This window comes from Bacillus sp. MBGLi79 (assembly GCF_002953915.1).
This window is the reverse complement of the sequence record NZ_CP026521.1, coordinates 4,739,141-4,752,372: the sequence shown is the minus strand read 5'-3', so window position 1 is coordinate 4,752,372 and position 13,232 is coordinate 4,739,141. Positions and strand designations below refer to the sequence as shown.

Genomic DNA, 13,232 nt, shown 5'->3' with positions numbered 1-13,232 from the left:
TGGTAGAATGGAGGTTGGAGATTTTTTAATGAGAGGACGGTGCTTAGCATGACAGACCTTCTGAATGATCGGCTTCCTCCGCAAAATATAGAAGCCGAACAAGCCGTGTTAGGCGCTATTTTTTTACAGCCGTCTGCTTTAACACTGGCTTCAGAAGTATTGATTCCAGATGATTTTTATAGAATGTCCCACCAAAAAATCTATAATGCGATGCTGGTGCTCGGTGACCGAGGTGAGCCGGTTGATCTGGTGACGGTAACTTCAGAGCTTGCGAACACAGACCTGCTGGAAGAAGTAGGCGGCATTTCATATCTGACAGATATCGCAAACTCGGTGCCGACAGCGGCTAACATAGAATATTACGCGAAAATCGTTGAGGAAAAATCGATTCTTCGCCGATTAATCAGAACCGCGACAACGATTGCTCAAGACGGGTATACCCGTGAAGATGAGGTCGAGGATTTACTCAGTGAAGCGGAAAAAACGATTATGGAAGTGGCACAGCGCAAAAATACGAGTGCCTTCCAAAACATTAAGGACGTCCTTGTCCAAACCTATGATAATATCGAACAGCTTCACAATCGAAAAGGTGATATCACAGGGATTCCAACAGGTTTTACGGAGCTTGACCGGATGACTGCGGGTTTCCAGCGCAACGACTTGATCATTGTGGCTGCCCGTCCGTCAGTGGGGAAAACTGCCTTTGCTTTGAACATCGCACAAAACGTGGCGACCAAGACCGATGAGAGCGTAGCGATTTTCAGTCTTGAGATGGGTGCAGAGCAGCTCGTTATGCGTATGCTCTGTGCCGAGGGAAATATCAATGCCCAGAATCTCCGTACCGGTAACCTTACCGAAGAGGATTGGGGCAAGCTGACGATGGCAATGGGAAGCCTGTCGAACAGCGGGATTTACATCGATGATACACCGGGGATTCGGGTAAGTGAAATCCGCGCCAAGTGCCGCCGCTTGAAGCAGGAAAGCGGGCTTGGCATGATTTTGATCGATTACCTGCAATTGATTCAGGGAAGCGGCCGTTCAAAGGACAACCGTCAGCAGGAAGTATCAGAAATTTCCCGTGAACTGAAGTCGATTGCCAGGGAGCTGCAAGTCCCTGTTATCGCGCTTTCTCAGCTTTCCCGGGGTGTTGAGCAGCGTCAGGATAAACGTCCGATGATGTCTGATATCCGGGAATCAGGAAGTATCGAGCAGGACGCGGATATTGTCGCGTTCCTTTATCGTGATGACTACTATGACAAAGAAACCGAGAATAAAAATATTATCGAAATCATTATCGCCAAACAGCGTAACGGCCCGGTAGGAACCGTGTCTCTTGCGTTCGTAAAAGAATACAACAAATTCGTCAACCTGGAACGGCGTTTTGATGACGCAGGCGTTCCGCCCGGCGCATAAGCCCCAAGAGCTGATCTTGGGGTTTTTTCGTTCGAAAGACGGAAGAAAAACCGTCCGCTCTGTGGATGAAAATTTGAAAGCGTTTTAATAAAATGGTGCAAAAAGGAGATGGTATCAATATGGGAAACCGTTTTTCATCTTTTCACGCAGCACAAATCCGAATTGCGCGTCCTACAGGCCAGCTTGATGAGATTGTTCGTTTTTACGAAGAGGGACTGGGCTTGAAACGAATAGGTGAATTTTCACAGCATAACGGGTATGACGGTGTCATGTTCGGCCTTCCTCATGCCGATTATCATTTGGAATTCACTCAGTTTGATGGGGAAAGTGGCGCCCCAGTTCCCCATCCCGACAGCCTCCTCGTTTTTTATGTGCCGGATGCAGGTGAACTGAAAGCGATCACTTCAAAGCTGAAGCACATGGGCTATCAAGAGGTTGAATCAGAGAATCCTTACTGGAGCCATGGAGGCGTGACAATAGAGGATCCGGACGGCTGGCGAATCGTTTTTATGAACACAAAAGGGCTATCAGGCAAGTAATTCTTTTTCATGCTAAAGGATGAAAGTTTCACAAGCTTTTTATGACAAAATGGTGAGAAAACGCTTATAAAACGAATGAAAGCGAACGAATATAGATTTACAATAATTTAATGTTCGGATTTACAATTGACTTTCTGTTTCTTCACTGATAAACTTGATTTGTTTGAATAGAATCGTTTTGAAAGGTTAACGGAGGTGCACGGACATGTCTTCAGTAGTTGTAGTAGGTACGCAATGGGGCGATGAAGGAAAAGGTAAAATCACAGATTTCCTATCAGAAAATGCAGAAGTGATCGCCCGTTATCAAGGCGGAAATAACGCAGGGCATACAATCAAGTTTGACGGAATCACATACAAACTTCACTTAATCCCGTCTGGAATTTTTTATAAGGATAAAACGTGTGTCATCGGAAACGGAATGGTTGTAGATCCGAAAGCATTAGTCACAGAGCTTGCGTATCTTCATGAACGCAACGTCAGTACAGATAACCTGAGAATCAGCAACAGAGCTCACGTCATTCTGCCGTATCATTTGAAATTGGATGAAGTGGAAGAAGAGCGTAAAGGGGCTAACAAGATCGGTACAACAAAAAAAGGAATCGGCCCTGCTTACATGGATAAAGCAGCCCGCATCGGAATTCGCATCGCGGATCTGTTAGACCGTGACGCGTTTGCGGAAAAGCTTGAACGCAATCTGGAAGAAAAAAACCGTCTGCTTGAGAAAATGTACGAGACAGAAGGGTTTAAAATTGAGGATATCTTAGACGAATATTATGAGTACGGCCAGCAGATCAAACAATACGTTTGCGATACATCTGTTGTCTTAAACGATGCTCTTGATGAAGGGCGCCGTGTATTATTTGAAGGCGCACAAGGGGTTATGCTTGATATCGACCAAGGAACATACCCGTTTGTTACGTCATCTAACCCGGTTGCCGGCGGTGTCACGATCGGTTCTGGTGTCGGCCCGACCAAAATTCAGCACGTTGTCGGTGTATCAAAAGCATATACGACTCGTGTCGGAGACGGTCCTTTCCCGACTGAGCTGAAAGATGAAATCGGTGATCAAATCCGTGAAGTCGGACGCGAATATGGAACAACAACAGGCCGCCCGCGCCGCGTCGGCTGGTTTGACAGCGTCGTTGTCCGCCACGCCCGCCGTGTGAGCGGAATTACAGATCTTTCTCTGAACTCAATTGACGTCTTAACAGGAATTGAAACGTTGAAAATCTGTGTGGCGTACCGCTACAAAGGCGAAATCATTGAAGAATTCCCAGCAAGTCTTAAAGCACTTGCTGAATGTGAGCCGGTTTATGAAGAAATGCCAGGCTGGACTGAGGATATTACAGGTGCGAAGAGCTTGAGCGAGCTTCCGGAAAATGCGCGCCATTATCTTGAGCGTGTGTCTCAGCTGACAGGCATTCCGCTTTCTATTTTCTCTGTCGGTCCAGACCGTTCACAAACAAATGTCCTTCGCAGTGTATACCGTGCGAACTAAATAGAATATGCCTGCAAGCCCCTATATCTGGGGCTTGTTTTTTGTTTGAAAGCCGCATATAAGTTGGTCTGAGAAAAAAATATGAAAAAAAACCAAAAAAGTTATTGCCACTTCTATTTGTTCGTGATATTATAAATCTCGTTGTTACGGAAACTGCTTCAATAGAGTACGAGATAAGAACTAGATCTAAGTCGTTTGCTCTATAGAAATTCCGACATCTTTAAGAGCCATTAGCTCAGTTGGTAGAGCATCTGACTTTTAATCAGAGGGTCGAAGGTTCGAGTCCTTCATGGCTCACCATTTCGTGAAGGCCCGTTGGTCAAGCGGTTAAGACACCGCCCTTTCACGGCGGTAACACGGGTTCGAATCCCGTACGGGTCATTGATTTACTTTAGCGTTATTGCTAAATTCCTTATTTGTCTGTGAGAGCTGACACGACAGCTCTCCGGGCAATTACTGTAAGGTCCGGTAGTTCAGTTGGTTAGAATGCCTGCCTGTCACGCAGGAGGTCGCGGGTTCGAGTCCCGTCCGGACCGCCATTTTACTTTACTTAGTAGAGAAAAATAAAACATTTGGCTCGGTAGCTCAGTTGGTAGAGCAACGGACTGAAAATCCGTGTGTCGGCGGTTCGATTCCGTCCCGAGCCACTTACCAAACGCATCTGCAATCGTAGGTGCGTTTTTTCTTATAGGAAAAAGGCAAACATGAGGAATGTTATAATAGAAGAAAAAGGGAGAACCGGCCCTGCGGCCGGTTCAAAGAAGAAGACGTCATTGATAAAGACGCACTCCTGTGAGGGGAGGTTTCAATAAAGTTATCTTTTTTAAAAAAAGTTGACCAGCATGACAAAAGATAAACAATGGGCGGATAAAGGTGAAATGTGTGTTTTTTTTCTAAACCTTTATTTTTTTTATCTTTTGCCCTTAAACCGTTATAATAGACAAGGACCCATTCTTTACATGGGCCTTAAGTGACGAAACGAATGAGATATAGATGAAATGAAGTCATTCGGCAGGAGGAAAATCAAAATGATGGATAAAAAGATCCTTGTAGTAGATGATGAAAAACCGATTGCAGATATATTGGAATTTAACTTAAGAAAAGAAGGCTATGAGGTGCACTGTGCCCACGACGGAAACGAAGCCGTTGAAATGGTAGAAGAGCTTCAGCCTGATTTAATTCTTTTAGATATTATGCTCCCTAATAAAGACGGCGTTGAAGTATGCCGTGAAGTCAGAAAGAAATACGATATGCCAATCATTATGCTGACGGCTAAGGATTCAGAAATTGACAAGGTTATCGGACTCGAAATCGGTGCTGATGACTATGTCACAAAACCATTCAGCACACGCGAGCTTCTGGCGCGTGTAAAAGCGAATCTGCGCCGCCAGCTGACAACAGCGCCTGCGGAGGAAGAGCCTTCCTCTAACGAGATTCATATCGGCTCTCTCGTCATCTTCCCTGACGCGTACGTTGTATCAAAACGAGATGAAACAATCGAATTGACTCATCGTGAGTTCGAATTGCTTCATTATTTAGCAAAACATATCGGACAAGTGATGACCCGTGAACACTTGCTTCAAACCGTTTGGGGCTATGATTACTTCGGCGATGTCAGAACGGTTGACGTAACAGTCCGCCGGCTTCGTGAGAAAATTGAGGACAACCCGAGCCATCCAAATTGGATCGTCACACGCCGCGGTGTAGGTTATTACTTGAGAAACCCAGAACAGGACTAATGCCCATATGAATAAGGTTGGTTTTTTTCGGTCGATCCAATTTAAGATTACCTTGATTTATGTGCTTTTGATCATCATTGCTATGCAAATCATTGGTGTGTATTTTGTCAATCAGGTAGAGAAGTCGCTGATCAGCTCTTATGAACAATCGCTGAATCAGCGAATCGACAACCTTTCTTATTATATCGAACAAGAATATAAGAGCGATAACGACAGCACTGTCATAAAGGATGACGTCAGCCGTATCCTGAGTGATTTCACGAAAAGTGATGAGGTTCGGGAAATTAGTTTTGTAGATAAAAGCTATGAAGTGGTCGGTTCTTCAAAGCCGTATGGTGAAGAAGTGGCAGGGAAACAAACGACCGATCTGATTTTTAAGAGGATTTTTTCTACCAAACAGTCGTATTTAAGAAAATATTATGATCCGAAAAGCAAAATCAGAGTTCTTATTTCCGCGAAGCCCGTCATGACTGAAAACCAAGAGGTTGTCGGCGCGATCTATGTTGTCGCGAGTATGGAAGATGTCTTTAATCAAATGAAGACAATCAACACGATACTAGCGTCCGGCACAGGTTTGGCACTCGTTTTGACGGCTCTTCTCGGTATTTTTCTGGCAAGAACCATTACCCACCCGCTTTCAGATATGCGAAAGCAGGCGATGGAGCTTGCGAAAGGGAATTTCTCAAGGAAGGTTAAAAAGTACGGGCATGATGAAATTGGTCAGCTCGCCACAACGTTTAACCACTTAACGAGAGAACTTGAAGATGCTCAGGCGATGACTGAAGGGGAACGAAGAAAGCTAGCCTCTGTTATTGCCTATATGACAGACGGCGTTATCGCTACAAACCGAAACGGAGCAATTATTCTCCTAAACAGTCCGGCGCTGGAGCTGTTGAACGTTTCACGTGAAACAGCCTTAGAAATGCCGATTACAAGCTTGCTGGGGCTTCAAGAGAATTATACTTTTGAAGATTTGGTGGAGCAGCAGGATTCTATGCTGCTTGAAATTGAGCGCGATGATCAATTAACGGTGCTTCGCGTGAATTTCTCTGTGATTCAAAGGGAACACGGCAAAATTGATGGTTTAATCGCTGTCATTTATGATGTAACCGAACAAGAGAAAATGGATCAGGAACGCAGAGAATTTGTTGCGAATGTATCACATGAGCTGCGGACGCCGCTCACGACAATGCGCAGCTATTTAGAAGCGTTAGCTGAAGGCGCGTGGGAAAATAAAGACATTGCTCCGCGCTTCTTGATGGTGACGCAAAATGAAACAGAGCGTATGATCCGGCTGGTCAATGATCTGCTTCAGCTGTCGAAATTTGACAGTAAAGATTATCAATTTAACCGGGAATGGATTCAGATTGTCCGGTTTATGTCGCTTATTATTGACCGTTTTGAAATGACAAAAGAGCAGCATGTGGAGTTTATCCGCAATCTGCCGGACAGAAACCTGTACGTCGAGATTGACCAGGATAAAATTACGCAGGTGCTCGATAATATTATTTCTAACGCATTAAAATACTCACCCGAAGGCGGACATGTCACGTTCTCTATTGATGTCAATGAAGAGGAAGAACTGCTCTATATCAGCGTGAAGGATGAAGGGATCGGAATTCCGAAAAAAGATGTCGAAAAAGTCTTTGACCGCTTCTACAGGGTGGATAAAGCAAGAACGAGAAAGCTTGGCGGCACCGGCCTGGGGTTGGCGATTGCCAAGGAAATGGTACAGGCGCACGGCGGAGATATTTGGGCGGACAGCATAGAAGGAAAAGGCACGACGATTACATTTACTCTTCCATATAAAGAGGAGCAAGAGGATGATTGGGATGAAGCGTGAAAATATAAAAACGATATTACTTACCGTACTCGTCGTCATCAGTCTTGTTTTTACATGGGGGATATGGACGTTCCAGCCAAACTTTTCTGAAGGCTCATCCTCAACAGAGTCTACTGTGCGTGAGAAACATAAAATCGAAAAAACGACCCAAAAGCTGTCTGAAACGGTAAGGCCGAGAGACATGTTTATCCATGATGACGGCGCTCATTACAAAGTGGATGACAATACCCTCTATGAAGAAATCTGGTCTGACTTGCCGCATTGGGATGTAAAAGGAATTAAAGATATTTCGGATCAGTATGACAAGTCTGGATTCAAGAGCTGGTTTTATGGTATAGGCGGTTCTGAAGCCAAGCTTGATTTGCAATTCAGCGATACGATCCCGATTGATATTTTCCAAACGCTGTTTAAATGGTCTAATCAGTCGTTTGAATACAGTTCGTTTGATCATATTCTGATCCCGTTCAATGAAACAAAAGCGAACAAGAAAATCTATTTGGTGTCTTACAGCAAACAGCTCATTCTTGAAGTGACGGTTGAGTCGGCAAACTACCGGAACATTATGAACGACTTGAAAAACAGGCAATCAAATATGCCGGCGTTCAGTTTGTTCTCCATTGGCTCAAAGAAAGAGTTCTTGCTGCCAAACAAACCGCTTACAATGGACAAAAAAGAATTTGTCACTGAATCGATTAAAACAAATACCTTTAAGCAGGCTTTGTTTAGCGATCCGAGCATTGTAAGGGAAGATTCGAATTACAACAACAGAAATGTACTGACAGATGGGATCAGCCGTTTAGATGTGAATCTTAGCCAGCGCCAGGTGCAATTCCAGCAGCGCAATTTGGTGCAGAGCACATCCTATCAAACGGGAGAATTAATCAAAAAGAGCCAAAAATACCTTGAGGATACCGGAAGCTGGACGGATCACTATCAATTTTTCAGTATCAATGACAGCCAGCAGCTGAGCTTCTATATCTTTATGGATCAGCTCCCGGTCATTAACAGCACCGCCAAACCTTTCGGAGCGACCTCAGCGATTACGGTGCAATGGGCGAATGATGACATTCTCAGCTATAAGCGGCCGAATTACAGTCTCGGAACGAATCCGATTAAAACAAGTGAAACAGAGCTGATGAGCGGCAGTGAAGTGAAGATGCTGCTTTCGAGACAAACCGCTTATGATACGGACAAAATTGATCAGATCTTCCTTGCTTATCAATTGGTATCCACATCAACCAACGATGATCCTCTCGTTGAACTGGAACCGGTTTGGGCGATGAAAGTAAATGGAAAAATTGTGCCGATTACAAAGGACTTATTGAAAAAGGAGGAGGCTAACAGTGGAGTGGAATAAGACAAAATCAATCTTCATCGTTGCCTTCCTCATTTTAGATATTTTCTTAGGCTATCAGTTTTTTCAAAAATGGCAGGCTACCGGCAAGGAATATGAAGTCATTAAAAATGATGTCGAGCACGACATGAGGGCCGATCATATCACGTATGAAGGCTTGAATAAGGAAGCGACAGAAGGCTATCGGATCACAGCAAATCAAAAAGCCTTCACCAAGGAGGAAATTGAGGCGCTGAAGGACCAAAAGCCTTTGATGGACATGCCTAGTGATGATCATAAAGTAACGAGCCTGAAAATGAAGTTTGCAAATCCAATTGCCCTGTCAAAGAAGAATATCGAGGACGATGCGCAGGCACTTGTTTCTTCGAAGATTCAAGATGGCGAAAAATATAAGCTTTGGAAGGTTGATAAATCGAAGAAAGAAATTATTTTCTTCCAAACGTACGAAGGCCATTATATTTACCAAAAGACCGATAATCCCTCTAATATGATCGGGCAAGTGGTATTGCACTTAAACGGTAAAAACGAGGTTGTGTCGTACGACCAGACAACGCTTGAGACCTTCAAGCAAATCCAGAAAGAAAGCTTAATTACTGAAATGGATGCGGTTGAGCTGTTGTACTATCAAAATCAATTAAAAGAATACAGCACTGTGAAGAGCTGTAAATTCGGCTATGTAGCACAATATCCGCTGACAAGTACGCAGGTGCTGGCGCCGGTATGGAGAATTACAGTCGAGTACGATAAAAAAGTGAACGGCGAGAAAAAGACAGTACAAGAGTATTTTACTGTGAATGCTTTGGAGAGTACGATTTTAGATACAGATCAATGAAAATAATGGAGTGAGACAGACATGAGCTTGCAATTTAGCGTACTTGCGAGCGGGAGTACGGGAAATGCGTTTTACCTTGAAACAGAGGATCACGCATTTTTAGTGGACGCCGGTTTGAGCGGGAAAGCGATGGATGGGCTGATGGCGCAGATCGGGCGTAAGCTGGATGATGTAGACGGCATTTTTGTGACGCATGAGCATAGTGACCATATTAAGGGCCTTGGTGTGGTCGCCAGAAAGTACAAGCTTCCGATCTATGCGAATGAGAAGACTTGGAAAGCGATGGAGAATCAAATCGGGAAAATTGACACCGATCAAAAGTTTGTATTTCCGATGGAAACAGTGAAGTCGTTCGGCGGACTTGATGTTGAATCGTTTGGCGTTTCCCACGATGCGGCCGAGCCGATGTTTTATGTGTTCCATTATAACGGCCGAAAGCTCGCGTTAATGACAGATACGGGATATGTCAGCGACCGGATGAAAGGCATTATCCGTTCTGCGAATGTGTTTGTGTTTGAAAGCAATCATGATGTCGGCATGCTGCAAATGGGAAGATACCCGTGGAGCATTAAGCGGCGGATTTTAAGTGACGTCGGGCACGTTTCAAATGAAGATGCTGCCCTGGCGATGACGGATGTCATTGGCGATGAGACGTCTCGTATTTACCTGGCGCACTTAAGCCAGGACAACAACATGAAGGAGCTGGCAAGGATGTCTGTACAGCAGACATTGGCTTCTAAAGGATTTGTGACGGGTGAGACATTTGACTTATATGACACCGATCCGAAGAAGGCCACTCCGCTTTGCGCTGTATAATTTTTCTATGTAAATCATGACTATTCTAGGAGCTTCTAACCCACAATATAACCATATTAACGTTCTTGGAAAGGATGGAATATGGTGGATTACGAACGTGAGGAAGAACATACTACTCCTGAAAAGCCAAAGAGAAGCAAAAAAGGATATTTTCTTTCAAGTCTGATTGGCGTGATTGTCGGTGCCGTATTAATGGCGTTTATCATGCCGTACCTTTCAAATGAAGGGCTAGATACAGGCGCTTTAGATCAGCAGCAGAACAATAACGGCCGGGAATCAATCAGGACGGTGAATGTCAGTGTCAACAATACGGTCACCAAGATTGTCAGCAATGTGTCGCCCGCCGTTGTGGGTGTTGTGAACATCCAAAAATCAGATATACGGGGAGAGAGCGGCGAGGCTGGGAGCGGCTCTGGCGTCATCTATAAGAAAAATGACCATACCGCTTATGTCGTGACTAACCATCATGTCATCGAAGGCGCTTCCCAAATTGAAATCAGCTTGAAAGACGGCTCACGTGTATCAGCTGATCTTGTCGGCAGTGACCAGCTGATGGACCTTGCCGTTTTACGGGTGAAAAGCGATAAGATTAAAGCAGTCGCCGATTTCGGAAATTCAGATAAAGTGAAGTCTGGGGAGCCGGTTATTGCGATCGGGAACCCGTTAGGCCTTGAGTTTGCTGGCTCTGTCACACAAGGCGTCATCTCGGGTACGGAGAGGGCGATCCCAGTGGATTCAAACGGTGACGGACAGCCTGATTGGAACGCAGAAGTCCTGCAAACAGATGCGGCCATTAACCCTGGGAACAGCGGCGGTGCTTTGTTAAATATGGATGGGAAGGTCATTGGCATCAATTCAATGAAAATTGCCGAATCATCGGTTGAAGGGATTGGCCTGTCCATTCCGTCTAAGCTCGTGATCCCTGTGATAGAGGATTTAGAGAGATACGGAAAGGTCAAACGCCCGTTCCTTGGCATTGAGATGAAATCCTTAAGCGATATCGCAAGCTATCATTGGGATGAAACATTAAAGCTTCCTAAGAACGTCACCAATGGAGCGGTTGTGATGGGCGTAGACGCCTTTTCACCTGCCGGAAAAGCAGGACTGAAGGAACTCGATGTCATCACGGAATTTGACGGATACAAAGTAAATGATATTGTTGATCTGCGAAAACGGCTTTATCAGAAAAAAGTCGGTGATCGGGTGAAGGTGAAGTTTTACCGCGGCGGAAAAGAAAAATCTGTTGACATCAAGCTGTCGTCCGCAGACCAATTAGGAAGTTAATCAAACAGTCTGGCATCGTTTGCCAGGCTGTTTTGATATGCAAAAAAACTGAACGGGGGTCACGCCCGTTCAGTTGAAAAGGATATATCGAATATGAAGAAAAATACAAGATGGATGTTACACGTGAAACAGCAGTAAATGGCTGTTAGCTGCAAATACTTCCGTTATCTGCATGGACTTTAATGGTTTGTACCGTGTGGTTGCTGGCTGTGATGGTGATGATGTACACATAGGTGCCATTTTCTTTCTTTAATGCAGAAGATGTGACGGTACCTTTGCATTTGTTCAACGCAATGCTTTGTGCTTTTGCTTTTGTGATCGCGGCTTGTTTATTTTCAACGTGATGCTTGACGATTTTTCCGCTGCTGCGGTTAATGTTAAAGGTATGAATTTTGCCATCCTCACCAAGCACTTTAATGACATAGACATAAACGCCATCTGCTTTCTTCATTTGTGCTGATTGAACTGCGCCTTTGCAGTTCTTTATAGCGACAGTTTTTGCTTTAGAGAGCGTAATAGAAGCCTGCTGCTGGGTTTGAACTTTAGCAGTGTCTTCTTTATGCAGAACAGCCGCGTGTGCGGATGATAAAGAACTGATTGAAATGACCGCGCCTAAAGCAGCTGCAGAACATATTTTCATATTCATTTGTAGGTCCTCCTTAGAAAAAGAACTGAACGCGGGTCACACACGTTCAGTTTAAAAGAGTATTTAGAAAAAGGTAGACATGAACTTAGAACTTTGTGTTAAAACAAGACTGGTGTTATACGTTGAATTTCAGTTATTTTACTGCTGGCAAGCAGTTATTTTATTTGCAAATGCTTCCGTTTTCAGCGTTCACTTTCACTGTATGTTCAGTGTGGTTTTGGGCAGTAATTTTGAACACGTAAACGAATGTGCCGTTCTCTTTCTTCAAATCAGTAGATTTCACTGTGCCTTTACATTTATTTAGTGCAATTTGATGTGCTTTTGTTTTTGTAACGGCTGCGTTTTTCTGTTGCACTTCTTGTTTTACGATTTTACCGCTGTCACAGTTGACATGGATTTTATGAGTTTTTCCATCTTCGCCAAGCACTTTGACAACGTAGATGTATGCGCCGTTTTCTTTCTTCAGTTCAGAAGATTGAACTGCGCCTTTGCATTTGTTGAGTGCGATTTGATGCGCTTTTGTTTTAGAAAGATGTGCTTGTTTCTTTTGCTCGTGTTTTGCGACTTTGCCGTTTTCTCCATTGATATGGAGCGTGTGAAGGCTTCCGTCTTCACCCATTACTTTCACGACGTAAGCGTAAACACCGTTTTCTTGCTTCAGCTCAGAAGATTGAACCGCACCTTTGCAGTTTTTCAAAGCGATCGATTGGGCTTTTGTTTTGCTGATATAGATTTGTTTCTTTTGAACATCATGTTTCACAACTTTGCCGCTGTTGCAGTTGACGTTCATCGTATGCTGTTTGCCGTCCTCACCGAGAACTTTCACAACATATACGTATGTGCCGTTCACTTTCTTCATTTGGGCCGTTTGAACAGTACCTTTGCATTTGTTCAACGCAACCTGTTTTGCCTTTGCTATTGTGATGGAAGCCTGCTGCTTCGTCTCGACCTTCGTTGATGTATCATCCTTTTGAATGACCGCGGCGTGAGCAGAAGTGAAAGAACTGATTGAAATAATCGTTCCCAGTGCAGCTCCTGATAAAACTTTAGTGATATTCATGTGAGATTCCTCCTTTATTTCATTGTTGGCTGTACCAACTAAGGCAATTGTATAGGCTGAAGCTGAAAATCAAATGAGGGCTGGCTGAAAACTTGCTGAATTCAGCTGATTTTTAGGGAAGATTCAGTTTGTTTTCAGGTAAAAACGAATAATAGGAGGGGAAGGGAAAAAACTAATCAGAGGTTTATGCCAACTAAGGAGAGAGCAC

11 protein-coding genes, 4 tRNA genes and 1 pseudogene are annotated in these 13,232 nt (G+C 44.1%); 14 read left to right on the top strand and 2 right to left on the bottom strand.

From position 1 onward, the window contains the following. The first annotated feature begins 48 nt into the window (after positions 1-48). The 14 genes and pseudogenes from dnaB to C1T29_RS24165 all read left to right on the top strand — a co-directional run bounded on the left by dnaB (position 49) and on the right by C1T29_RS24165 (position 11,467). A complete protein-coding gene (gene dnaB, locus C1T29_RS24230; RefSeq protein WP_003226923.1) occupies positions 49-1,413 on the top strand; it encodes a replicative DNA helicase in 1,365 nt (454 codons plus the stop codon). 119 nt (positions 1,414-1,532) lie between these two features. Further along, entirely contained in the window at positions 1,533-1,952 is a 420-nt protein-coding gene (locus C1T29_RS24225; RefSeq protein ID WP_095430981.1) for a VOC family protein, read from the top strand. Positions 1,953-2,157: 205 nt separating this feature from the next. Further along, complete coding sequence (purA, locus tag C1T29_RS24220; protein ID WP_014666093.1) at positions 2,158-3,450, top strand: adenylosuccinate synthase; 1,293 nt, start codon at positions 2,158-2,160, stop codon at positions 3,448-3,450. Positions 3,451-3,674: 224 nt separating this feature from the next. After that, positions 3,675-3,750 (top strand) — tRNA-Lys (locus C1T29_RS24215). A gap of 9 nt (positions 3,751-3,759) precedes the next feature. Continuing rightward, a tRNA-Glu gene (locus tag C1T29_RS24210) sits at positions 3,760-3,831 on the top strand. An 81-nt stretch (positions 3,832-3,912) separates the two neighbouring features. After that, positions 3,913-3,989 (top strand) — tRNA-Asp (locus tag C1T29_RS24205). 35 nt (positions 3,990-4,024) lie between these two features. Then, positions 4,025-4,097: transfer RNA gene (locus tag C1T29_RS24200), tRNA-Phe, on the top strand. Positions 4,098-4,481: 384 nt separating this feature from the next. Then, positions 4,482-5,189, top strand: coding sequence for a cell wall metabolism DNA-binding response regulator WalR (gene walR, locus C1T29_RS24195; RefSeq protein WP_003244363.1), 708 nt, complete (start codon positions 4,482-4,484; stop codon positions 5,187-5,189). Between the two features lie 7 nt (positions 5,190-5,196). Beyond that, positions 5,197-7,032 carry a cell wall metabolism sensor histidine kinase WalK gene (gene walK, locus C1T29_RS24190; RefSeq protein WP_014666092.1) on the top strand — a complete coding sequence of 612 codons (1,836 nt, stop codon included), beginning with the start codon at positions 5,197-5,199 and terminating at the stop codon, positions 7,030-7,032. Next, entirely contained in the window at positions 7,022-8,389 is a 1,368-nt protein-coding gene (walH, locus tag C1T29_RS24185) for a WalRK two-component regulatory system regulator WalH (RefSeq protein WP_095431142.1), read from the top strand. The genes walK and walH overlap by 11 nt, the downstream gene beginning before the upstream one ends. Continuing rightward, positions 8,376-9,218 carry a WalRK two-component regulatory system regulator WalI gene (gene walI, locus C1T29_RS24180; protein ID WP_014666090.1) on the top strand — a complete coding sequence of 281 codons (843 nt, stop codon included), beginning with the start codon at positions 8,376-8,378 and terminating at the stop codon, positions 9,216-9,218. Before walH ends, walI begins: the two co-directional genes overlap by 14 nt. A 21-nt stretch (positions 9,219-9,239) precedes the next feature. Then, positions 9,240-10,034 (top strand): MBL fold metallo-hydrolase, encoded by a 795-nt coding sequence (locus C1T29_RS24175; RefSeq protein ID WP_003226939.1) that lies wholly within the window; start codon positions 9,240-9,242, stop codon positions 10,032-10,034. An 81-nt stretch (positions 10,035-10,115) separates the two neighbouring features. After that, on the top strand, positions 10,116-11,318 hold the full coding sequence (gene htrC, locus C1T29_RS24170; RefSeq protein WP_095430983.1) for a serine protease HtrC: 1,203 nt from the start codon (positions 10,116-10,118) through the stop codon (positions 11,316-11,318). A 19-nt stretch (positions 11,319-11,337) separates the two neighbouring features. Next, positions 11,338-11,467 (top strand): annotated as a pseudogene (locus C1T29_RS24165) (hypothetical protein). Here the strand turns inward: C1T29_RS24165 and C1T29_RS24160 are convergent. Then, entirely contained in the window at positions 11,464-11,964 is a 501-nt protein-coding gene (locus C1T29_RS24160; protein ID WP_071581800.1) for a PepSY domain-containing protein, read from the bottom strand. The pseudogene C1T29_RS24165 and the gene C1T29_RS24160 sit on opposite strands and share 4 nt — an antisense overlap. 160 nt (positions 11,965-12,124) lie before the next feature. Next, entirely contained in the window at positions 12,125-13,024 is a 900-nt protein-coding gene (locus C1T29_RS24155) for a PepSY domain-containing protein (RefSeq protein ID WP_095430984.1), read from the bottom strand. Positions 13,025-13,232: the final 208 nt, after the last annotated feature.

Bases quoted from the DNA above. Each gene is read 5' to 3' on its own strand.
- dnaB (WP_003226923.1), top strand. From the start codon at position 49: ATGACAGACCTTCTGAATGATCGGCTTCCTCCGCAAAATATAGAAGCC.
- C1T29_RS24225 (WP_095430981.1), top strand. From the start codon at position 1,533: ATGGGAAACCGTTTTTCATCTTTTCACGCAGCACAAATCCGAATTGCG.
- purA (WP_014666093.1), top strand. From the start codon at position 2,158: ATGTCTTCAGTAGTTGTAGTAGGTACGCAATGGGGCGATGAAGGAAAA.
- walR (WP_003244363.1), top strand. From the start codon at position 4,482: ATGGATAAAAAGATCCTTGTAGTAGATGATGAAAAACCGATTGCAGAT.
- walK (WP_014666092.1), top strand. From the start codon at position 5,197: ATGAATAAGGTTGGTTTTTTTCGGTCGATCCAATTTAAGATTACCTTG.
- walH (WP_095431142.1), top strand. From the start codon at position 7,022: ATGAAGCGTGAAAATATAAAAACGATATTACTTACCGTACTCGTCGTC.
- C1T29_RS24175 (WP_003226939.1), top strand. From the start codon at position 9,240: ATGAGCTTGCAATTTAGCGTACTTGCGAGCGGGAGTACGGGAAATGCG.
- htrC (WP_095430983.1), top strand. From the start codon at position 10,116: ATGGTGGATTACGAACGTGAGGAAGAACATACTACTCCTGAAAAGCCA.
- C1T29_RS24160 (WP_071581800.1), bottom strand. From the start codon at position 11,964: ATGAATATGAAAATATGTTCTGCAGCTGCTTTAGGCGCGGTCATTTCA.
- C1T29_RS24155 (WP_095430984.1), bottom strand. From the start codon at position 13,024: ATGAATATCACTAAAGTTTTATCAGGAGCTGCACTGGGAACGATTATT.